Raw genomic sequence first — 23159 nt, forward strand, 5'->3', positions numbered from 1 at the left:
CACAAGCGGCCTGATGGGTTGCTTGTGGTGGTATCGGAGAGATGGTATCTACAGGACGCGGGACATGTAGGTCGGATCAGGCGCAGCCGTCATCCGACACAATCTATCAGCTTCTTTCCGCCAGCCGCACCCTGGCCCGCTCAACAGCGGCTTTCACCTGCGCCGGTGCGGTGCCGCCGATATGGTTACGCGCTGCCACCGAGCCCTCAAGTGTCAATACCTTGAACACATCCTCACCGATCACATCAGAAAACTGCTGTAGCTCGGCCAGGCTCATCTCGGACAAATCCTTGCCGGTCTGCACGCCATAACCCACGGATTTACCGACAATCTCATGGGCATCGCGGAAGGGCACACCCTTGCGCACTAGATAATCTGCCAGGTCGGTGGCGGTAGAAAATCCGCGTTTGGCGGCTTCGTACATGTTTTCCTTGCGCGCCTGAATCGCCGGGATCATATCGGCAAACGCGCGTAGACAATCCTTCACGGTATCAATCGCATCAAACACCGGTTCCTTGTCTTCCTGGTTGTCCTTGTTGTACGCCAGCGGTTGGGATTTCATCAGCGTCAGCAAGGCAATCAAGTGGCCGTTAACACGGCCGGTTTTACCGCGCACCAGTTCGGGCACGTCGGGATTTTTCTTCTGCGGCATGATGGACGAGCCGGTGCAGAAACGGTCGGGCAGGTTGATGAAATTAAATTGGGCGGAGGTCCACAGCACCAGTTCTTCACTCGCGCGGGACAGGTGGGTCATCAACAGCGCGGCAAAGGCACAGAATTCAATGGCGAAGTCGCGATCACTCACCGAGTCCAGGGAATTTTCTGTCGGCGCATTAAAGCCCAGCAATTGCGCAGTGTAGGCGCGGTCGATGGGGTAGGTGGTGCCGGCCAGCGCGGCAGCGCCCAGGGGTGATTGGTTTACGCGTTTGCGACAATCCATCAGGCGTCCGTAATCCCGTTGCAGCATCTCAAACCAGGCCAACAGGTGGTGGCCAAAGGTCACCGGCTGGGCGGTTTGCAAATGGGTAAAGCCGGGCATGATGGTGTCCGCTTCACGCTCGGCCACTATCAGCAGGCCCTGTTGCAGGCGGGTCAGTTCTTTGGCAATCGCATCGATCTCATCGCGCAAATACAAACGAATGTCGGTGGCCACTTGATCGTTGCGGGAACGTCCGGTATGTAGCTTTTTGCCGGTGATGCCGATGCGCTGGGTGAGCAGGGCCTCGATGTTCATGTGGACATCTTCCAGGCTCACGGACCAGTTGAATTTGCCGGCCACGATCTCTGCGCGGATTTCTTCCAGCCCCTGAATGATTTGATCGCGCTCGGCCTCGGTGAGCACACCGACCTTGGCCAGCATGGTGGCATGGGCAATGGAGCCGTTGATGTCGTGGTGATACAGGCGGTAGTCAAAACCGATGGAGGCAGTAAAACGCTCGACAAAGGCATCGGTCGCTTCAGTAAAGCGCCCGCCCCAGGGTTTGATAGGCTGATCGTTTTGGCTCATGGAAAGAATATCCGCTAAAGTGCTATTGAAACCCGGCGCGCGGGCGAAAAGGCCGGCATTATAGCCCAGATGCCCCGGCTATGGCCCCACCTGTCGGTCGGAATACACCCGTAGGTCGGATTAGCGCAGCGTAATCCGACACCCTCAACACTGGAGTGGATACTTGAGCGATAACCAGAATAACGACACGCCTGCTCATAGCTCTCTGGCCAATGATTTCCTGCCCGATCTGTGCACGACCCAGTCGATCTTCCTGCTGGTGCTGGTGGCCGAGCTGCTGGCGCTGTTGCTGGCGTTGACCTCTGTCGGTTTACAACACCTCAACTGGGACATTCTCGCGCTCATCTCCTTTCAGGTGCAGTGGATTGCCTTGGTCAGCGCAGCCTTGCTGTGCAAGCTGCGCCCTTATCTGCGGCGCTGGTCGCCGGTCCGTGCCGGCGCTGCCGCCTATGCCAGTGTGCTGCTGGTGGCCCTGGTGCTGTCCGTGCTGGGCCAATGGGTGCTGGGGATGTTTGAAGGCCGCGTGGCCCAGGGGCGCTGGTTGAATATCGACGGCTGGCTGTTGGCCAGTAATCTCTGCGCCGCCGCTATCCTTGCCGGCATTGTGTTGCGGTATTTGTACCTGCAACAACAATTGCGCAATCAACAACAGGCAGAATTGCAGGCGCGCATCCAGGCGTTGCAGTCGCGCATCCGGCCGCATTTTTTATTCAACAGCATGAACAGTATCGCCAGCCTGATCGCCACAGAACCGGAGACGGCCGAGCGGGTGGTGGAGGATTTATCCGAATTGTTTCGCGCGAGCCTGGCGGAGCCCACGCTGATTCCGCTCAAGCGCGAATTGACCCTGTGCCGCCATTATCTGGAGATTGAGAAGCTGCGTTTGGGCGAGCGTCTGCAGGTGGAATGGCAGATTGATAAGCTGCCGGAAGATCTGCAGATTCCCGGCCTGTTGCTCCAGCCGCTGCTGGAAAACGCCGTCTTCCACGGCATAGAACCGCTGCCCAAAGGCGGACGGATTGTGATTGAAGTACGCATCAGGGAGAAACAGGTGGTGATCCGCATCGCCAACCCGGTGGTGCTGGTGGGACAACAGGCCGCACCCGGCGGGCGCCAGAGCAATCGCATGGCACGCCAGAATATTCGCCACCGCCTGATGGCTCATTACGGGCCGAATGCGCGCTTATCCACTATGATTGATAGCGGTACGTTTACCACGCTGATTACCTACCCACTCGACAAACAATAAGGTTAACCAAGATGGACGTGCTCATCGTCGACGATGAACCCCTCGCGCGTCAGCGCCTGGCGCGTATGCTGGATAAGCTGGACGGCTACGACCTGGTCGCCGAGGCCGAAAACGGCGAGGCCGCGCTCGCGGCTATCTGTAAATTCGATCCGGATATCGTGTTGCTCGATGTGCGCATGCCCGGCGAAGACGGCCTGAGTGTGGCACGCCGCATCGGGGCGCTGGATGATCCACCGGCGGTGATCTTCTGTACTGCCTTCGACCAATACGCGCTGGATGCTTTCGGCACGGAGGCGGTGGGTTACCTGCTCAAGCCGGTCAAGTCTGAACAGTTGCTGGAAGCGCTGACCAAGGCGCAGCGACTGAACAAGGTGCAACGCGCGGCCTTTTCCCAAAACCAGACGCCTACCGGCAATCTGCGCAGTCACATCAGCGCCAAGACGCGCCGTGGTGTTGAGCTGATTCCGCTGGATGATGTGCGCTATTTTATTGCGGACCACAAGTACGTCACCGTGTATCACGTGAACGGCGAACACCTGCTCGATGAAACCCTGAAAGAATTGGAGGAAGAATTCAGCCAGCGCTTTTTGCGCATTCACCGCAACGCCTTGGTGTCGGTCAAACACATCGAAGCGATTGAGCGCACGGCCCAAGGCCAGTATCAGGTGCGTTTATCCAACACCGAGATGCGCCCCATCGTCAGCCGGCGCCATGTGGGTGGATTAAAGGCGCTATTGAAGCATCTTTAAATCAACGGGCTCATCAAGTGCATGATGTTTTCGAACAGCTGGGAAATGCGGCTGCGCTGTTGCCAGACCACAGGGTCCAGGGGTTTGGTTAGACGGCGGTAGCCTGCCACTATCCCGGCCAGTTGGGCTACCGTGGGTTTGTCGTACACGATCAGGGTCATCTCGAAGTTCAGCCAGAGGCTGCGTTGATCCATATTCACGGTACCGAAGAACGCCAGCCGATCATCAATCACAATGCACTTGGTGTGCAGCAAGCCCTCTTCAAATTGCAGGATGTTCACCCCGGCCTCCATCAGGCCGCTGAAGTAAGAGCGGCTGGCGTGGCGCACCAGAAATGAGTCCACCCGCTTGGGTAACACCAGGTTCACCCTGACGCCGCGGCGCGCAGCAATACTCAGTGCCAGCTCCAGCGCTTCGCCGGGTACAAAATACGGGGTGACGATATCCACCGAGCGCTCCGCCGAATAAATCCCTTGCAGCAGGCTTTTCAGAATGCTGTCGGTGACATTGTCCGGCCCTGACGGCGCCACCTGCGCCACCATCTGGTCCTGGCGAATTTCCACCAGGGTGGGCAAGAGTGTCAGCGTCTGATCCGTTTCAATATTCCAGTACCACAGGAACACGGCGTTGAGCACCTGCACCAGCGGCCCCTCGATCCGCGCCATCAAATCAATCCACTCACCCACCGCCAGCGATTGTTTGAAATGGGCGGGATCAATCAGATTAAAACTGCCAACATAAGCTACTTGGTTGTCGATAATCACGGTCTTGCGGTGGCTGCGCAGGTCGTAGCGGGCAAGGCTGGCGGGGATAATGCCGATAGGGCAGGCTTTGATCAGTTCGATACGCAGGTGGCGCAATCGCTCGCACACGGCGGATTTAAAAAATGCACTACTGCCCACCGCATCGAGCATTATCCGGCAATAGACACCGCGCTCCGCCGCGTCCACCAGTGCCGTGGCGACTTCATCAGCAATGCCGCCGGGATGCCAGATATAAAATTCCAGATGGCAGGTGTGGCGGGCGGCGCGAATATCACGGCACAACTGTTGAATGGTGGCTTGGGCGGTTTGCAAAAACGCCACACGATTACCGCCCAGCGCCGGAATACCGGTGGTCTGGAACTCCAGCTGCGCCAGCGCCTGGCTGGCCGGGTGAAACTCATGCCAGGGCTGCTCCACCATGGGTGTATTGCGTAGGGCGGGAATATCGAATAACTGTTGCAAGCGCGCCCGGCGTTGTTGATGTTTAACCCCGAGAAACCGCTCACCGAACAACAGGTACAAACCCACGCCCACATACGGCAACAACGCCAGCACCAACAGCCACGCTAGTGAGGCGCCGACCGGCAAACGCTGGCTGATAACGCGCACAGCGAAGGTAATGACTAACGCAAAGTGCAGCAGGATTAAACCCTGTTGAGCAAGGCTGACGATAGCCCAGAATGAATCCGACATACCTGATCCTGGTTGTTTGAATGCAGTGCGAATTGCACAGCGTCCTTTGGAAAGCGGGAGTGTAGACATTTGCCGGAAACGGACGCAACCCGAAAAGCGGTGGGTATCGGTTAATCAGATAGCTGCTGTCTGCGCAGGATGCCGCGCCGATTCGCATCCCGCCGAACAGCCTCTGTTATCATAGCGCCCACCTTTTAGCTCTCAATCCGGACTCCTTTTGTTATGCCCGTCGCCCAACGCCCGCTACGCATCGCCACCCGTAAAAGCCTGCTCGCTCTTTGGCAGGCGGAATATGTGAAAGCTGAACTGGAACGTCATCATCCCGGCCTGGTGGTGGAGCTGGTGCCGCTGGTGAGCCGCGGAGACAAGATCCTGGATGTGCCCCTGGCAAAAGTGGGCGGCAAAGGGCTGTTCGTGAAGGAGCTGGAAAATGCACTGCTCGCAGATGAAGCGGATATCGCGGTGCATTCGATGAAAGATGTCCCCATGGAATTTCCGGAAGGCCTGGGGCTGGCGGTCATTTGCCCGCGCGAAGACCCGCGTGATGCCTTCGTCTCCAATCGCTTTGCCGACCTCGACAGCCTGCCGACTGGCAGTGTGGTAGGTACCTCCAGCCTGCGCCGCCAGTGTCAGTTGTTGGCGCAACGCCCGGACCTACAGGTGAAATTTTTGCGCGGTAATGTACAGACGCGTTTAGCCAAGCTGGACAACAATGAATACGACGCAATTATCCTGGCCGCTGCCGGGCTGGTGCGCCTGGAATTAAAAGATCGCATCCGTTCCTATCTCTCTCCCGAACAAAGTTTGCCCGCCGGCGGTCAAGGGGCCGTGGGGATTGAGTGCCGCCTGGCGGATGCGCAAACCATCGCGCTGCTGCAACCTCTGCGCGACCAGCGCACCACCGAACAGGTGACTGCCGAGCGCGCCATGAACCGCCGTTTGCAGGGTGGCTGTCAGGTACCCATTGCCTGCTATGCTCTGCATACAGAAGACGGATTGTGGTTGCGCGGTTTAGTCGGCGCACCGGATGGCAGCCAGATGTTGTTTGATGAAATTCGCGCGCCAGTCAGCGAGGCTGAACAGATGGGGGTGACCTTGGCGGAACGTCTGCTGAAGGCCGGAGCCGATAAAATCCTGGCGGCGGTGTACCAAGAGGACGTTAAGTAAGTGGGTGCCTTGCCGCGGCGGGTCATCATTACCCGTCCCATCGCGCAAGCAGAAAAGTGGCGCGCCCAACTGGATGCTGCGGGCATTGCCAGTGTGTTGGTGCCGCTGTTGGAATTGCGTGGTGTCAGTGCGGCGGAACAAACCCGCGCGATAAAAAATGTCGTGCTGGATTTCGATCTCTATCAAAAGGCGATCTTTGTCAGCCAGAATGCCGTGGACTTTGCGATGCATTGGCTGGAAGACTACTGGCCGCAATTACCCGTCGGTATCGAATACTTTGCCGTGGGTGAAACCACCGCGCGCCACCTGCAGCAACACGGTATCAAGGTGAGTGCATTGACCGCTGCCGAAACCGGCGCAATGAACAGTGAAAGCCTGTTGCAGGCGGCTGAGTTGCAACGGGTCGACGGTGAAAAAATTATTATCTTTCGCGGTTACGGCGGGCGCGGACACATGGGCGAAATTCTCCAGGCACGCGGCGCCAAGGTAACCTACTGTGAATTATATGAACGCCATTTGCCGGCTGAGGCAGCTGACAACTTGCGTGGGGTTTTTACGACTGATCTCGCCTGGCAATATCACAACATTGTGGCGCTGCACAGCGGCGAAAGTTTGCAACATTACCAACGCGTGCTGGATCAGCTGGAGCGCGCGGCCTCTACCGCCGAGCTGGCCAAGCGCGTGCGCCTGTTGCCTTTGCTGGTGCCGGGTGAGCGGGTGGCGCAATTGGCAAACCAGGCGGGTTTCAGGCACGTGCATATGGCAGAAAACGCGACTGACGTGAGTATGTTATTTGCCTTGCGCCAGATTATTTAATTTTCTTCAAAGCGAGTGAATGATGGTGACTGATGAAAAAAATGTTCCTGCCATGACCGAGACGGCGGCCACGGATGTACCCAAACCGGATGCGCGCGAGCCTGAATCATCGGCCAATCGTTCTGGTAACAGTACCCACGCCACCACGCCACCTGCTCGCCATTCCGGTTCAAGTAATTGGGGTGTCTGGCTGGTCCTGCTGTTATTGATCGCCGGTATTATTTACGGCGCCTGGTATTTCGCGCAGCGGTACATGGTGCAGCAACAACTGCTGGAAAATGTAGAGGCCCAATTACAGCAGCAACAACGCGCCACGCAAATGCAGCAGGATACGCTCGCCGCGACAGTGGAGCAGCGCCTGGAAGACCAGCAAAATGATGTGCAGCAAGCGATGAACGAACTGGCGCAGCGCGTAGACAATACCGCCGCGCGAGTGCTGGCCTTGTCGAGTGTTAGCCGCGATGACTGGAAGATTGCCGAAGCCGAGTACTTATTGCGGCTGGCCAACCAGCGCGTGCTGTTGGAGCGCAACAGCGGTAATGCTGTTGCCTTGGCCCAGAATGTTGATGAAATCCTGCGCGATTTAAATGATCCGGATTTATTTCCGGTACGCAAAGCCCTCGCCAGTGAGATGAGTGAATTAACCCTCGCCGGTGATATTGATCGGGAAGGTGTTTATCTGCGTTTATTGGCTTTGTCGGAGCAGATTGAAAAATTGCCGCTGATTGAACCCCTGGGTTCGACCGAAGAAATCTGGCCGGAAGATGAGCCCCAGGAAAACGACAGTTTGTGGGTTAAAACCAAACGCGGTTTTATGAATGTGTTGAAAAAATTCAGTCATCATTTGCGGGTGCGTGACCACGCGCAGCCGGTGCCGGCGATTCTTGCCCCGGACAATCAAATTTACCTCAAGCAAAATATGCGACTGATGCTTGAGCAGGCTCAGGCCGCGTTGTTGCGCGAAGAAGCGCAAGTCTATCAATCCAGTCTGCAAAAAGCCCAGGAGTGGTTGAAAACCTATTTCTCGCTCAATACCCAATCGGTTGCAGCGCAAGCTGAATTGGCGGATTTGCAGAACGTGATTATCACCCAGTCCTTACCGAATTTTGCCGAGTCCACTGCGCTGCTTAAAACCTATATTGAGCGCAAACATACCAAAGCGGTTTCACGGCGCGGAGGCAATTAACCAATGAAAAAGTTGTTATTCATTGTTGTTGTCCTGTTCGCGTTCGGCCTCTGGGTCATGTTCAGCCCGCCGGAAGATGGCGGTTATCTGCTGATTGCCTATGGCAGTAAAACTATTGAGATGAGTCTATGGTTTGCGGCACTGGTGATTATCCTCAGTATTTTTGTGGCCTGGCTGGTGCTGCGGTTGTGGCTCGGCAGTTTTTATATCGTGCGGAATTTTTCTGAGTACATGAGCTTTGGTGGCAGCGAGCGAGCGCAAAAACGTACCGCCAGCGGCTTGGTGGATTACATTGAAGGCAACTGGTTGCAGGCGCGCAAAAAATTACTGCGTGCCGCGCCTAAAGTCGATGCGCCACTGATTAATTATCTTGCCGCCGCGCGCAGTGCCTACGAATTGGGTGATCGTGTGGAAGCCGAAAAATTGTTAACAATTGCCAGTGAAACCGGCCCCGAGGCGGAACTGGCCGTGGCCTTGACCCGCGCGCGCATGGAGTTATCCAGCAAGCAATATGACCAGTGTCTGATGACGCTGCTGCGTATTAAAGGCAAGGCGCCGCAAAATCCGGTGCTGTTGGACTTGCTGTGCGACGTTTATATTGCCCGCCAGGATTGGGATTCACTGTACGGCATCTTTGATCGGCTGCGCAGTTACAAGATTCGTTCGCCGGAAGAGTTGGCGCAGTTGGAGTTGACCATCCACAGTGAGCGATTGAAAAAAACCGGTGAAGAAGTGCGTTTGTTATTGCAGGGTGATCGCTTGCCAAAGCTGCGTGCGGCCTGGGAGCGCGTGCCACCGCATCTGCAAAAAAATAACGACATGATTGATGTCTATGCGCGGCAGCTGGCGATCAATTTTGAAGATCAGGAAGCGGAAACCCTCGTGCGCAAAGCGCTCAGCAAGGAATGGCATCCGGGGTTGGTGCATTTATACGGTCGGCTGCGCGGCCGCGACCCGCGTCAGCAATTGACCGTGGCGGAAGCCTGGCTCAAACAGCACCCGCGTGATGCTGTGCTGCTATTAACCCTGGGGCGTTTGTGTCTGCGCAATGAAATCTGGGGGAGTGCGCGGGATTATTTCAACGAAAGCCTGCGCATCAAACGCGACCCGGAAACCTTTGCCGAGTTAGCTCGCTTGCTGGAGAGCCTGGGCGAAACCCAGCGCAGCAGCGATTATTATCAGCAAGCATTGGGGATGGCTGCGTTGGGATTACCGGAATTGCCGCAGCCCAAGACCCGAGCATAAAGAGCTGGATGTCGGATTACGCCCTGCGGGCTAATCCGACCTACACGGCACACTCTGAAGTAGGTCGGATTAGCCAACGGCGTAATCCGACACCCTCGCCAAGTTTTCCTAACACTGTAACCTCAAATTTCCCCACCAACTGTCACTACCCTCTCTGCTACGCTTGGTTAACATTGATCAACGCTTTTACCAGGGACGCAAACATGGAAAAAAATATCATCATCACCGGCGGCAGTCGCGGCATAGGCGCGGCCACCGCATTATTGGCAGCCGAACAGGGCTACCGGGTCGGCATCACCTATCGCGAACAAAAGGCCGCCGCCCACGCCATAGTGACGCACATAAATCAAAAGGGCGGTAAGGCCATAGCCGTGCAAATGGATGTGAGTAAAGAGGCAGATATCGTGGAGGCATTTGCACAATTCGATGAGCAATTAGGCCGTGTAACCGCATTGGTCAATAATGCGGGCACGCTTAAACAAGGGCGTGTAGTGGACACCAATGCGGCCTATCTCGAACAATTATTTGCCACCAATGTGATTGGCAGTTTTATCTGCGCGCGCGAAGCCATCAAGCGTATGTCCACCGCGCGCGGCGGGCAGGGCGGAGGAATCGTGAACGTATCATCCATTGCTGCGCGCCTGGGATCAGCCAATGAATACGTTGACTATGCTGCAACCAAAGGTGCGATAGATACTTTCACCATCGGTCTGGCCAAGGAAGTGATTGGTGAAGGCATTCGTGTCAATGCGGTGAGGCCGGGATTGATTCATACCGATATTCACGCGTCTGGTGGCGAACCGGAACGCATTGAGCGATTAAAGGATTCTCTTCCGATGAAACGCGGTGGTTATCCCGAAGAAGTCGCACGCGCAATTCTATGGCTGCTTTCGGATGAGGCCTCTTATTCAACGGGTGTGTTACTGGATGTGTCGGGAGGGCGCTGATGAGGTGTAGCCCCATCAGCGTGATGATTTTATTCGGTAGGAATTAACCCGAGGTTGCTGACAATTTGCGCCGTGGGTTCGGTCTGGTTCATGGTGTAAAAATGCAAGCCGGGAGCGTCATTTTCCAGCAGCACTTCGCACAACTCGCTTACCAGATCCACCCCAAAACTTTTCAGGCTCGCTTCATCATCGCCGAAATTTTCCAGGGCTTTACGCAACCAGCGCGGAATTTCTGCACCACAGGTGTCGGAAAAGCGCGTCAGGTTACGGTAGTTGATGATTGGCATAATGCCGGGATAAATCGGCTGATCAATACCGGCGCTATGACACTGCTCCATAAAATAAAAGTAGGCATCCGGATTAAAGAAATATTGCGTAATGCCGCTGTTGGCACCCGCATCAAACTTACCCTTTAAATAGCGGATGTCATCGCTGTAGCTTTTGGCTTGTGGATGAATCTCAGGATAAGCCGCTACTTCCAGATGGAAATAATCGCCAAAGTGTTTACGGATAAAGGCCACTAGCTCATTGGCATATACCAACTGATAGGCACCGCCGACACCCGAGGGCATATCACCGCGCAGGGCAACGATGCGATCAACACCAGCTGCTTTATAATCCTGCAATAATTCCAGGATGGTTTCTTCATCGTCACCGCCAAAAGATAGATGCGGCGCGGTGGCAATGCCCGCTGATGTAAAATTGGTCACAATACCTTTGGTGTTATCGCGCGTCGAACCACCAGCACCATAGGTAACGGAAAAGAAATCCGGCGCGAAGCTGTTGAGCTGATCGCGCACATGAATGAGTTTTTGTTTGCCCTCCGGGGTCTTCGGCGGAAAAAACTCAAAACTTAAACGTGGTTGAGAATCGGTCATATGGTTGTTCTGCAATGTGATTGTAGGTCGGATTAGCGCAGCGTAATCCGACAAAGGTAGTCATGCATATATCAACTTTTCGTAATGTATTATCGGATTACGCTGCGCTAATCCGACCTACGGGTATACGGGTTTTACATCAGTATTTATAGCTTTCGGGCTTGAAGGGGCCTGCCACTTCTACACCGATATACTCAGCCTGTTGCGCCGTCAGCTTGGTAATCACGCCACCAAAACCTTCCACCATATCTTTGGCCACTTCTTCATCCAGTTTTTTCGGCAACACGCGCACGTATAAATGCTCCGCTTTTTGCTCAGCGGGCAGATCCGCAAATTTGCGCTCGTACAAATACATCTGCGCCAATACCTGATTCGCAAAAGAGCCATCCATAATGCGCGAGGGGTGACCGGTTGCGTTGCCGAGGTTGACCAGGCGACCTTCAGACAAAATAATCAAATGATCATTGGTCGCCTTATCGCGATACACCTTGTGCACCTGCGGCTTCACTTCTTCCCACTCCCAATGCTTGCGCATATAAGCGGTGTCAATCTCACTGTCGAAGTGCCCGATGTTACACACCACCGCGCTGCGTTTTAACGCACGCAACATCGCTGAGTCGCACACATTGACGTTACCGGTTGTGGTAACCACCAGATCCGTTGTGCCCAACACGGCATGATTAATGTCTTCATACTTGCCGGTGTTGATGCCATCGTTATAAGGCGATACCACCTCAAAACCATCCATGCACGCCTGCATGGCACAGATCGGATCAATCTCGGTGACTTTAACAATCATACCTTCCTGACGCAGCGACGCCGCTGAACCCTTACCCACATCCCCATAACCAATCACCAGCGCTTTCTTGCCCGACAACAAATGGTCAGTACCGCGCTTGATCGCATCATTCAAACTGTGACGGCAACCGTACTTGTTATCGTTCTTGCTCTTGGTGATGGAGTCATTCACATTAATCGCCGGCACCTTCAAGGTACCTTTCTTCAACATATCCAACAAACGATGAACACCGGTTGTGGTTTCCTCAGAAATCCCGTGAATTTTATCCAACATCTGCGGGTACTTCTCATGGATAACCTGCGTCACATCACCACCGTCATCCAGAATCATATTCGCCGCCCACGGCTTACCATCCTTCAAAATGGTCTGCTCAATACACCACCAGAATTCCTCTTCCGTCTCACCCTTCCACGCAAACACCGGAATCCCCGCCGCCGCAATCGCCGCCGCCGCATGATCCTGCGTCGAAAAAATATTACACGACGACCAACGCACCTCAGCACCCAACTCCACCAATGTCTCAATCAACACAGCGGTTTGAATCGTCATGTGAATACAACCAATAATCCGCGCATCCGCCAACGGCTTACTGTCCTTATACTTACGCCGCAACGCCATCAACGCCGGCATCTCACCCTCAGCAATCTCAATCTCCTTGCGACCCCAATAAGCATCCTTCTGGAATTGTTCGGTAGTCTTTGCAGCGACTTTATAGTCAGTAAAATTTGCAGCGATATTCATAATAAAATCCTGTGTGTGCCTGGCCGCCAAATGCCGCCAATAAAAAATTTTGAAAAGTAATCCAGCTATCGATGCGAAGTTGGAGTCGGATCAAAGGGTTGAAACCATCACCGACACGGATGTCGGTGATGAGCCCCCAAGGACGGGTTCACGGCGTGTTTCAACCCTTTGATCCGGCTTCAACGCCTCCCGTTCTCAAAAAGTTACAAATACTTCTTAAGCGTTTCTGCCTTGTCAGTTTTTTCCCAAGTAAACTCCGGCAACTCCCGACCAAAATGCCCATACGCCGCCGTCGCCCGATAAATCGGCCGCTTCAAATCCAACATCTCAATCAACCCACGCGGCCGCAAATCAAAATGCTCGCGCACCAACTTCACAATCTCCCCATCCGGCAACCTACCCGTACCAAACGTATTAATCGAAATCGACGTCGGCTCCGCCACACCAATCGCATAACTCACCTGAATCTCACAACGATCAGCCAAACCCGCCGCCACAATATTCTTCGCCACGTAACGGCCCGCATACGCCGCCGAACGATCCACCTTCGACGGGTCCTTACCGGAAAATGCACCACCGCCATGCCGCGCCATACCCCCGTAGGTATCCACAATAATTTTACGGCCCGTCAAACCGCAATCACCCACCGGCCCACCGATAATAAATTGCCCGGTCGGGTTGATGTGATACTGCGTACCTGCGTGCAACCACTCTGCCGGCAACACCTGATTGATAATTTCCTCGCGCACCGCTTCACGAATATCCGCCTGCTTCACATCCGGCGAATGCTGCGTCGACAACACCACGGCATCCACCGCCACCGGCTTGCCGTTTTCGTAACGCAAAGTCACCTGGCTTTTTGCATCCGGACGCAACCAGGGCAAGACATTGTGTTTGCGCAGATACGCCTGGCGCTCTACCAAACGATGCGCAAAATAAATCGGCGCCGGCATCAACACATCAGTCTCGTTGGTGGCATAACCAAACATCAAACCCTGATCACCCGCGCCCAGATCCTTACTGTCCGCTTCATCCACACCCATGGCGATATCAGAAGACTGCTTGCCGATTGCATTCAATACCGCACAAGACGCCCCATCGAAACCCACGTCACTGGAGTTGTAACCAATGTCGAGGATGACCTGACGAATCAAATCCTCCAGATCCACATAAGTCGATGTGCGCACCTCACCGGCCACAATCGCCATACCGGTTTTCACCAGGGTTTCTACGGCAACGCGCGCGTTCGGATCATCTTTCAGGATTGCATCCAGCACCGCATCGGAAATTTGATCCGCCATCTTATCGGGATGGCCTTCAGAGACAGACTCAGATGTAAAGACGGAATATTCAGACATAGTAGATTCCTTGCGTAAAATATAAAAAATGTAAAGACGTGGCACTGAGTTCAAGTCGGTAGGTGTTGGTATTCAAAACCCTCGCGTCAGGGATGACGCGCGGGAGCTACAGGGATGTATTCATTCGCCACATCCATGTGGCTCACCCTTCGGGCAGCTTCGCTGTGCAAATTGGCAATCCTGCCAATTTGTTACGCGTTTTTGACTACTACGCCTTATCCACCTGAACGATCTCTTGCAGAGCGCTCAGCCTTTGTTAAAAATTTGCTTGCCTAAAAAACTGCCGCAACTGAATTTGAAAACCATTGCGCAACGCAAAATAAACACTCTGGCCTTCATCCAGCCCCGCCGCCTTTGCCCAACGGGTAAAATCCTGCGGCTCAAAACCCTGCCACAAATCACCACAAGCATCGCGCGCCCAAACCTGCTCGTGGCGACATAAATCGGTAATTAATAACGCGCCGCCGGGTGTCAGCGCCTTACTTAAATCAGCAAAAATATCGGCGGGCGAAGGCGTATGGTGCAACACCATATTGACCACGATACAATCCGCCAGCACCTTATGCTCTTGCAGGGAACGCGTGTCGCCGTGAATAAATTCGATGTTGCGCAGCTTTTTTTCGGACGCGAACGCCTTGGCTTTTTCCAACATGCTGGCTGCGTTATCCAGTGCAACCACCTGTTTAAAACGCTGTGACAACACCGCCAGAAACTCCCCCTCACCTGGGCCTACTTCCAGCACCAAATGCCTGTCGGGCAAACGCGTGCTGTTGAGCAACTGGGTCATCTGCTCGGCATACACCGGATAGCTTGCAATCAGATCCTGCTGTGCACGGAATTTATGCGCGTTCTCGCTAAAAAATAATTGTGCCGCCTGGCTGCGCTCGTAATGCAATTGGTGCAACTGCAGCGCCACAGCAGCCGACACCGGCTGTTGGTCAATCGTGGCAAACAATTGTTGCTGCAACGCATTGAGCGGATGATCCGGCGCAAAAAACGCGCGGCGATAAAAGATGGAATTGCCTTCGCGGCGAGAGGTCAACAAACCGGCGCTGGTCAACACTTTTAAATGGTGGCTCATGCCGGATTGTTTGATCGAAAAGATCTGGCACAACTCCAGTACCCCGAACGAATCCTGGGCCAACACCCGCAGGATATCGAGCCGCAAAGGGTCACCCGCCGCTTTGAGTAAACCGGCGAGTTGATCGAGGTTGGCCTCGGTAGTGCTGCCTTCATTGAGGGCAATAGGAGCTTTTTGAAGTTGATTCATGCCGGGCAGTCTAGCAGGATGCATTATCTATATCAAAAATCTTTGATATAGATAATGGTAAAACTGACTATTTGGCGATAAAGTGCGCTTCCCGGCCGATCTTGCCTTTACGGGCGGCGGCGGCTGAGAGAGAATGTCGCCCCATTTTGTCCGATGAAAGAACTTCTCATTTGACGGAGCCGCGTCATCGGGCCGAAAACTTGCCGGCGATAGTAAAACAAAGGTCCGCCAGAGACCGACTCTCAGATAACAGCAATCAACGACATACTCATCAAGGAGCATTCAGTCTCATGCCTTCTCGTACCGAACTTGCCAATGCCATTCGCGTCCTCAGTATGGACGCCGTTCAGAAAGCCAACTCCGGCCACCCCGGCGCGCCGATGGGGATGGCAGACATCGCCGAAGTCCTGTGGAATGACTTCCTGAAGCACAACCCCAAGAACCCCAATTGGGCTGATCGCGACCGTTTTGTTTTGTCCAACGGCCACGGCTCCATGCTGATTTACTCCCTGTTGCACCTGACCGGCTACGACCTGCCGATGGATCAACTCAAGCAATTCCGCCAGCTGCATTCTGCGACCCCCGGTCATCCGGAGCGTGGTTACACCCCCGGCGTTGAAACCACCACCGGTCCCTTGGGCCAGGGCATTGCTAACGCCGTCGGTATGGCGCTGGCGGAAAAAACCCTGGCAGCCCAATTCAACCGTGAAGGTCACGATGTTGTTGACCACTACACCTACTGCTTCCTCGGCGACGGCTGCATGATGGAAGGCATCTCCCACGAAGCCTGTTCATTGGCCGGCACCTTGGGCCTGGGTAAATTAATTGCTTTCTATGATGACAATGGCATCTCCATCGACGGCCATGTTGAAGGCTGGTTTACCGACGATACGCCAAAGCGTTTCGAAGCCTACGGCTGGCATGTCATCCCCGGCGTTGACGGCCACGACAGCAATGCAGTGCGCGCTGCTATCGAAGCCGCCCGTGCAGAAACCTCCAGGCCGACATTGATTTGTTGTAAAACGGTCATCGGTTTTGGCTCGCCAAACAAACAAGGTTCGCACGACTCCCACGGCTCACCGCTGGGCAACGATGAAGTGGCTCTGGTGCGTAAAACCCTGAACTGGAATTACGAGCCATTCGTGGTGCCGGAAGACATCTACGCCGGCTGGAACGCGGTAGAAAAAGGCGCGAGTGCCGAACAAGCCTGGGCCGACAAGATGGCTGCTTACAAAGCGGCTCACCCGGAATTGGCGGCCGAGTTTGATCGCCGCGTTGTTAAGGGTGACTTGCCGGCAGACTTCGCTGCAAAAGCGGAAGCCTTTATTGCCGAGTGTCAGGCCAAGGGCGAAAAAATTGCCAGCCGTAAAGCCTCACAAAATGCTATCGCTGCTTACGCTGCCCTGTTGCCGGAATTACTCGGCGGTTCGGCGGACCTGGCTGGTTCCAACCTGACGCTGGTTAAAACGTCTAAAGGCGTGACCGCACAAGATGCCAGCGGTAATTACATTTATTACGGTGTGCGCGAATTCGGTATGAGCGCCATCATGAACGGTATTTCTGCCCACGGTGGTTTTATCCCGTACGGCGCCACCTTTTTGATGTTCCAACAGTACGCTGCTAACGCCGTGCGTATGGCGGCGCTGATGAAGTTGCGTAACGTCTTCGTTTACACCCACGACTCCATTGGTCAGGGTGAAGATGGTCCGACGCACCAGCCGATTGAAGTATTGGCGACCTTGCGCATGACCCCGAACATGGAAACCTGGCGCCCGGCGGACGGTGCTGAGTCCGCAGTGGCCTGGAAGGCGGCGATTGAGCGCAAAGATGGTCCGAGTGCTTTGGTATTCAGCCGTCAGAATCTGGACCCGATTGCACGCACGCCGGCGCAGGTGGCTAACATTGCGCGCGGTGGTTATGTGTTGAGTGATTGCGACGGCGAGCCTGAAGCGATTTTGATTGCTACCGGTTCTGAGTTGGCGGTAACTGTGAAGGCGGCGGAAGCGCTGACCGCGAAAGGTAAGAAGGTGCGCGTGGTGTCCATGCCGTCTACTTCTGTGTTTGATCAACAGGATGCGCTTTACAAAGAGTCTGTTCTGCCGTTGTCTGTGCTGGCGCGTGTTGCGGTTGAGACTGCGCATGTGGATTTCTGGTACAAGTATGTTGGTCTGGACGGTCGCGTTGTGGGTATGACTACGTTTGGTGAGTCTGCACCCGGTGGTGTGTTGATGGAGCACTTTGGTTTTACTGTTGACAATATTGTTGCGACGGTTGAAGAACTGTTGTAGTAAAAGCGACCAGTGCGTTACAACCTCTTCACTGTAATTCGCTGGTCTTTCATCTGAAATATTATTTTGCGTTTACACGAAAGTTTCGCAGTGAATCCGGTGTTTGCTATGGCGACCGTCGGAGGCATGGATGCCGACGCCGAGCCTACAGGGATGTATTCACGGCGTGTCGCCATAGCAAATGCCGGATTCACCTCAGTACGTTGTGCGGCGGCACGGCAACCGCATCTTCTTCGGCATGGCTCTGCGTGAGCCGCTTATTCGAAATTCAATACCAGTATCTAGCAACTTTTGAGGATCACCATGACTGTTAAATTGATGAAAGACCAGGATCTCGCCGGTAAGCGTGTATTGATTCGTCAGGATCTGAACGTGCCGTTGGAAGACGGAAGGATTACCAGTGCGGTGCGTATTGATGCATCCATTCCGACCATCAAGGCAGCGTTGGAAAAAGGTGCGAAGGTGATGGTGATGTCGCACCTCGGTCGTCCGGAGGAGGGTGTTTATGATGAAGCTGCTTCGCTCGCGCCGGTGGCGGAATACCTGAGTAAAAAACTCGGTCGTGAAGTGCCCTTGGTAAAAGATTGGGTTGATGGTTTTGAGATGAACGGCGATCTGGTGTTGCTGGAAAACGTTCGCTTTAATGTGGGCGAAGGTAAAAATTCTGATGAGCTGTCGAAAAAAATGGCGGCTTTGTGTGATGTGTTTGTGATGGATGCGTTCGGTACAGCGCACCGTGCACAAGCTTCAACCCATGGCGTTGCGAAGTTTGCGCCGATTGCTTGTGCTGGCCCGTTGCTGGCGGCTGAGCTGGAGGCGTTGGCTAAGGTGCTTGATAATCCTGCGCGTCCGTTGGTGGCGATTGTGGGTGGTTCAAAAGTGTCTACCAAGTTGAGTGTGCTGGATGCGCTGTCAAAAATTGCTGACGTATTGGTTGTGGGCGGCGGTATTTCCAATACCTTTGTTGCCTCTGCCGGTAACGAAGTGGGTAACTCACTGTATGAAAAAGATTTGATTCCAGAGGCACAGCGTTTGCGTGCGGCAACGGAAGTGGTGTTTGCAACGGATGTGCGTGTAACCAAAGAAGGCTTCAAGCAGTGGAACCATAATTCTGCCACCGAAGTGAAGAAGGTTAACGAGATCAAGGCGGACGAAGAGATTATCGACTACGGTCCCGAGACGGCGGCGCGCGTAGCTGGGATTATCAAGAACGCCAAAACTGTGTTGTGGAATGGTCCCTGCGGTGTATTTGAATTCGATGCGTTTGCCAAAGGCACGGAAGTTATTTCCCGCGCGATTGCCGAGAGTGACGCCTTCTCGGTTGCCGGCGGCGGGGACACGCTTGCTGCTATCGACAAATGGAACCTGGCTGACAAGATTTCCTACGTATCTACCGGCGGGGGTGCATTCCTGGAATTTGTGGAAGGTAAAACGTTACCGGCCGTAGCCATCCTGGAAGAACGCGCAAAAAACTAATTGCATTTTTTTCTTACACTGAAAAGCACCTGACGAAAGTCCGGTGCTTTCCCCTTTCCCCACCCCCCCGATTTAAAAACCCCAAAACCTTATAACTATAATTGTCGTTGTCGTAATTTTTTACAAACTCAAACAATAAATTCGTGATTGATTCGTGGTCAGGTGATTTCCATAGGTGAGAATATCAGCGACACAGCACGGATATGCATCCGTATAAAAATTCATACAGGTTTAAGGTCGGTTATGAAAAATGTCGGTAGCTTTGGGGTTTTCGGTTTGGGTGTGTTGGGATTGTTACTTGCCGGTTGTGGTGGCGGTGGTGGTCCTTCGGCGTCGCCGCCGCCGGTGACGCCGCCGGCGGACAGTCCGGTGGTGGCTTTTTCTGAACCTTTGCCGAGTGCGAGTGTGGCTTCCTCCATGGCGGTCAGTGTCAAGGCGCGGGTTACCCTGGCGAACGGGGTGACGGCGACGGAGGTAGCTTTGTATCGCAACGACGCCTTGGTGGCGACGGACAATGAGGCGCCTTATGAATGGACGCTGGAGGATTTGCCGGCGGGCTTGCATACCTTGAAGGTGAGGGCGACAGATTCCAGCGGCAAATCCGGCGAGGCGATTCGCCAGTTGAGTGTGGTGGATACTTCCACGCTGAATGAATTGGTGGTGTGGGCGGTGAATGCTGGTGGTAATGCGTTTGTGTCAGTGGATGGCATTGCCTATGCCGCCGATGAAGGTTTTACCGATGGCGCAACGCGGCAAATTTCTGCCGAGATTAAAGCAACCCACAACCCGACGCTCTACAAAAGTGAGCGCCGCGGCACACAATTTTCATACGCACATGAATTACCGGATGGCACTTATAACCTGACGCTGCGCTTTGCTGAAAATATTGCGAACAGTGCGGGCGAGCGCAAGTTTTCGGTTGAGGTGGAGGGCGAGGAGCGCATCACGGAACTGGATGTGCGCAACATCAGCGGCGCGACTAATACAGCTTATGATGTGACGGTGCCGAACATTGTGGTTGCCGATGGTGAGATCAATATCCTTTTCACTGGCGTGGTCGGCGAAGCTATCCTGAGTGCGTTGGCAGTTACGCAGCCTCATGATCAGGGCGCGTGGGAGTTATTCTGGTCCGACGAGTTTGATTACACCGGTGCGCCTGATCCGACCAAATGGAATTTCGAAATCCAGGCGCCAGGTTGGGTGAACAACGAACTGCAACGCTACACCAACCGCGAAGAAAATGTGCGCGTGCAAGACGGTGTCCTGATCATCGAAGGACGCAAAGATAATTTTATGGGCAGCGAGTATTCCTCCGGTCGTATCCACTCGCAAAATAAAGGCGACCTGCTTTATGGTCGGGTGGAAGTGCGTGCGAAGTTGCCATCCGGGCGCGGCACCTGGCCAGCAATCTGGATGATGCCAACGGACTACACCGGCTACGGCGCCGGCTGGCCTGACAGCGGCGAGATCGACATCATGGAGCACGTCGGTTACGACGAAGGGCAGGTCCATGCCACCACCCACAACAAAGCCTATTATTGGGTTAATGGTATGCAGCGCAAAGGGTCGGTGCTAATGCCGGATGTAACGGAGGCTTTCCATGTGTATGCGGTGGAGTGGGAGGAAGGGCGCATGGATTTTTATATCGACGACGTGCACTACTTTACCTACATCAACGACCATCGCGGCTGGGAGTCCTGGCCGTTTGATAAATCCTTTTATGTGATCCTCAATCTCGCCATCGGTGGTAATTGGGGCGGAGCGGCGGGGGTTGATCCCGATATCTGGCCGCGTCATATGGAAGTGGATTATGTGCGGATGTATAAACGATAAGTATCGAGATTTGTAAGGTTTAAGCGTGGTCGCAGCACGAAAGCGATGCGACCACGCAAGTATCCTAGCGGAATTGCCAGGTCAGTTTGGCAAAAATACTCCGTTCAATTTCTGCTGCATTGAGATCATCGATAGTGCCGAATTCGCGATGGGCCGGATCAAGTAAATTTTGCCCGACGAGATTGAATCGAACATTATCAGACAGCTCCACACCCAGGTTCAGATCCAGTCTTACATAACTGTCAACGTCGCTTGCCGGCAGCCGATCCGCATAACTTATGGTTGTACCCAGCATGATATGTTCACGAATATCCCAATATACCCGCGCGCTCGCACGGTGCCGTGGGCTGAGCCGTTCCGCTGCTTCACGATCCTCGTCATCGCTGGTTAATGACATGTACAGATAGCTGTAACTGGCGGAGACCTGTAACGTCGGTGTGATGGTCCACCCCGAGGTAATTTCCGCGCCGCGTGTGTGGCCGTACATGTTGTTGACGAATTGCACCGGCACCAGAAAATGGAGCGGATCAGCGCCGTTGTTAATCAATTCCGGGTCGCCAATACGAATGGTAGAAAGTTTATCGTAGTCGTTATAAAACGCGGCCAGATCGACAGAAAAATCCGATGTGAACTGGTGGCGATAACCGACTTCATAAGCGGTGAGTTCTTCGGAGGCCACATCGTCGTTGGGCACAAACGCTACACGTATACCTGGTGCAGTGATGAGCGTGCTGGTCAGGTCTTCCTCGATGGGTGTCGGTGTTCGCACCGCGTGGGAAATCGCTGTCCAGAGTGATTGATCATTATTTATGAGCCATTGCAAGCGCGCGTTGGGTTGCAACTCATAGCCGGAAAAATCGTTGTGTTCGAGCTTGGTGCCCAAGGTCAAAAACCAGCGCTCCGGCACGAGAGTGATTTTGTCCTGCACGAACGCGTTATACACAGCATAATCATCTTCCTGCGGTGTAAATTCGACGTTGCGATTTCCTTCCCTGTCATCAAACAACCAGCGCGCCCCGGCGCCGACAATAACCGCGTGACGTTCAGTCGACACAAAATCGTATTGTGCTTCGAGATCTACCGTCGTGCGGTCGTCGATAAAATTAAACGGTTCGTCGCGCCGATTCCAATCGACATAAGCTTGCATGCTAAATGTTGGGCCCTTCCATTTTTTATCCGTCCATCGCCCGAGCAGGTTGGCACCTTCGTAGATGATGGTCTGCTGTTCAATGGTTGTCGGGGCGGTGAAGGAGAAATCCGGGCGCAATTGTTGCGCGTCAGTACGATAGGCATCGCCCTGCAGGGTAAATTCATCAGCCCAGTCCATGCGAAAGCCACCGCGATAACCGTCCCATTCGTCGTAATTATCCGCCGGTGAACCCGTGCCCATATCCGGCCTGAGCGCTGAGTCCCGTTTAAATCCTTTTGCGTAGACACGATAGGTTCCGCGTGCGCCAAAGACACCGCCCTGACGTGCATTCAAGGTGCCTTTCTCTTCGTCGCCAGCCACTGCACTGATCAACGTGCCTTGCGTGTCCCGCGTGTGTTTGGTGGTGATGTTGATAACACCGTTTACTGCGTTTGCTCCCCACAAGGATCCACCGGGGCCGCGAATCACTTCGATGCGTTCGATATCTTCCAGCATGAGTTCGTGCGCTTCCCACAGAACACCGCCAAACACCGGGTTATAAATGGTTCTGCCATCGACAAGCACCAATAACTTATTGGCCAGGGTGCCATTAAAACCGCGAATGCTGATGGCCCAGCTGTTGGAATCTGCTTGTGCAACCTCAACGCCGGGAACCATGCGTAGAGCGTCGGGGATGGTGGTCACCCCCGCTCGTTCAATGTCTGCGCTGGTGATGGCATAAATTGCTGCCGACGAATCGCCGAGCGACTCGGTTTTTTTTGCTGCACTATGCACCTTCACGTTCAGTAATTGCTCAAGCGTCATCGACATATAATTGCCGTTGGCCAAGGTGCCCTGCGCGAACAACACAATGCCCATGGCGAAGAGGTATTTTGCCGCCGCGCCTGTTGTGCAGCGCGGCCGGGAGGAAACGTTGCGCTGTAAATCATGAGAAAAATGCAAAAATGCAAATTGGCGACTTAGCAATGTTGAACATGTGTGGGGTAGTTTCGGGTGCATTTTTAATCCACTCTTTGTTAGGAATTCCGTTAAGGTTTTGTTAA

17 protein-coding genes are annotated in these 23159 nt (G+C 54.1%); 10 read left to right on the top strand and 7 right to left on the bottom strand.

All coding sequences use genetic code 11. The features are described from left to right. Positions 1 to 106 precede the first annotated feature (106 nt). Entirely contained in the window at positions 107 to 1507 is a 1401-nt protein-coding gene (gene argH, locus ACSV5M_RS20840) for an argininosuccinate lyase (RefSeq protein WP_439178724.1), read from the bottom strand. Between the two features lie 163 nt (positions 1508 to 1670). Here argH and ACSV5M_RS20845 point away from each other — a divergent pair, with 163 nt between their 5' ends. After that, entirely contained in the window at positions 1671 to 2756 is a 1086-nt protein-coding gene (locus tag ACSV5M_RS20845; RefSeq protein WP_439178726.1) for a sensor histidine kinase, read from the top strand. 11 nt (positions 2757 to 2767) lie between these two features. Next, a complete protein-coding gene (locus ACSV5M_RS20850; protein WP_439178727.1) occupies positions 2768 to 3505 on the top strand; it encodes a LytR/AlgR family response regulator transcription factor in 738 nt (245 codons plus the stop codon). On the opposite strand, the gene cls is transcribed toward ACSV5M_RS20850, so the two are convergent. Continuing rightward, on the bottom strand, positions 3502 to 4962 hold the full coding sequence (gene cls, locus ACSV5M_RS20855) for a cardiolipin synthase (protein ID WP_439178728.1): 1461 nt from the start codon (positions 4960 to 4962) through the stop codon (positions 3502 to 3504). The two genes, ACSV5M_RS20850 and cls, sit on opposite strands and share 4 nt — an antisense overlap. Positions 4963 to 5184: 222 nt before the next feature. Between cls and hemC the strand changes: the two genes are divergently transcribed. From hemC to ACSV5M_RS20880, 5 genes are all read left to right on the top strand, one after another. Continuing rightward, the gene (gene hemC, locus ACSV5M_RS20860) at positions 5185 to 6129 is read left to right on the top strand and encodes a hydroxymethylbilane synthase (protein WP_439178731.1); all 945 of its coding nucleotides are present in this window, start codon (positions 5185 to 5187) and stop codon (positions 6127 to 6129) included. Beyond that, entirely contained in the window at positions 6130 to 6945 is an 816-nt protein-coding gene (locus tag ACSV5M_RS20865) for a uroporphyrinogen-III synthase (RefSeq protein ID WP_439178733.1), read from the top strand. A gap of 19 nt (positions 6946 to 6964) precedes the next feature. After that, a complete protein-coding gene (locus ACSV5M_RS20870) occupies positions 6965 to 8131 on the top strand; it encodes a uroporphyrinogen-III C-methyltransferase (protein ID WP_439178736.1) in 1167 nt (388 codons plus the stop codon). Between the two features lie 3 nt (positions 8132 to 8134). Next, positions 8135 to 9376, top strand: a complete 1242-nt coding sequence (locus ACSV5M_RS20875; protein WP_439178738.1) for a heme biosynthesis HemY N-terminal domain-containing protein — start codon at positions 8135 to 8137, stop codon at positions 9374 to 9376. A 203-nt stretch (positions 9377 to 9579) separates the two neighbouring features. Next, positions 9580 to 10323 carry an SDR family oxidoreductase gene (locus tag ACSV5M_RS20880; protein WP_439178740.1) on the top strand — a complete coding sequence of 248 codons (744 nt, stop codon included), beginning with the start codon at positions 9580 to 9582 and terminating at the stop codon, positions 10321 to 10323. A gap of 29 nt (positions 10324 to 10352) precedes the next feature. On the opposite strand, the gene metF is transcribed toward ACSV5M_RS20880, so the two are convergent. The 4 genes from metF to ACSV5M_RS20900 all read right to left on the bottom strand — a co-directional run bounded on the left by metF (position 10353) and on the right by ACSV5M_RS20900 (position 15369). Further along, the gene (gene metF, locus ACSV5M_RS20885) at positions 10353 to 11201 is read right to left on the bottom strand and encodes a methylenetetrahydrofolate reductase [NAD(P)H] (protein ID WP_439178742.1); all 849 of its coding nucleotides are present in this window, start codon (positions 11199 to 11201) and stop codon (positions 10353 to 10355) included. Positions 11202 to 11340: 139 nt separating this feature from the next. Continuing rightward, the gene (ahcY, locus tag ACSV5M_RS20890; RefSeq protein ID WP_439178743.1) at positions 11341 to 12741 is read right to left on the bottom strand and encodes an adenosylhomocysteinase; all 1401 of its coding nucleotides are present in this window, start codon (positions 12739 to 12741) and stop codon (positions 11341 to 11343) included. A 203-nt stretch (positions 12742 to 12944) separates the two neighbouring features. Beyond that, entirely contained in the window at positions 12945 to 14099 is a 1155-nt protein-coding gene (gene metK, locus ACSV5M_RS20895) for a methionine adenosyltransferase (RefSeq protein ID WP_439178746.1), read from the bottom strand. A 256-nt stretch (positions 14100 to 14355) separates the two neighbouring features. After that, positions 14356 to 15369: a metalloregulator ArsR/SmtB family transcription factor gene (locus ACSV5M_RS20900; RefSeq protein WP_439178749.1), complete on the bottom strand. Its 1014-nt coding sequence runs from the start codon at positions 15367 to 15369 to the stop codon at positions 14356 to 14358. Between the two features lie 290 nt (positions 15370 to 15659). On the opposite strand from ACSV5M_RS20900, the gene tkt reads away from it, so the two are divergent. The 3 genes from tkt (at position 15660) to ACSV5M_RS20915 (ending at position 20966) form a co-directional block, all read left to right on the top strand. After that, complete coding sequence (tkt, locus tag ACSV5M_RS20905) at positions 15660 to 17657, top strand: transketolase (RefSeq protein ID WP_439178751.1); 1998 nt, start codon at positions 15660 to 15662, stop codon at positions 17655 to 17657. Between the two features lie 303 nt (positions 17658 to 17960). After that, positions 17961 to 19133 carry a phosphoglycerate kinase gene (locus ACSV5M_RS20910; RefSeq protein WP_439178753.1) on the top strand — a complete coding sequence of 391 codons (1173 nt, stop codon included), beginning with the start codon at positions 17961 to 17963 and terminating at the stop codon, positions 19131 to 19133. A 243-nt stretch (positions 19134 to 19376) separates the two neighbouring features. Beyond that, positions 19377 to 20966, top strand: coding sequence for a family 16 glycosylhydrolase (locus ACSV5M_RS20915; protein WP_439178754.1), 1590 nt, complete (start codon positions 19377 to 19379; stop codon positions 20964 to 20966). Positions 20967 to 21030: 64 nt separating this feature from the next. Here the strand turns inward: ACSV5M_RS20915 and ACSV5M_RS20920 are convergent, their stop codons facing one another. Beyond that, on the bottom strand, positions 21031 to 23115 hold the full coding sequence (locus ACSV5M_RS20920) for a TonB-dependent receptor plug domain-containing protein (protein ID WP_439178755.1): 2085 nt from the start codon (positions 23113 to 23115) through the stop codon (positions 21031 to 21033). Positions 23116 to 23159 lie beyond the last annotated feature (44 nt).

Source organism: Cellvibrio sp. ARAG 10.3, from assembly GCF_051846955.1.
Classification (GTDB): domain Bacteria; phylum Pseudomonadota; class Gammaproteobacteria; order Pseudomonadales; family Cellvibrionaceae; genus Cellvibrio.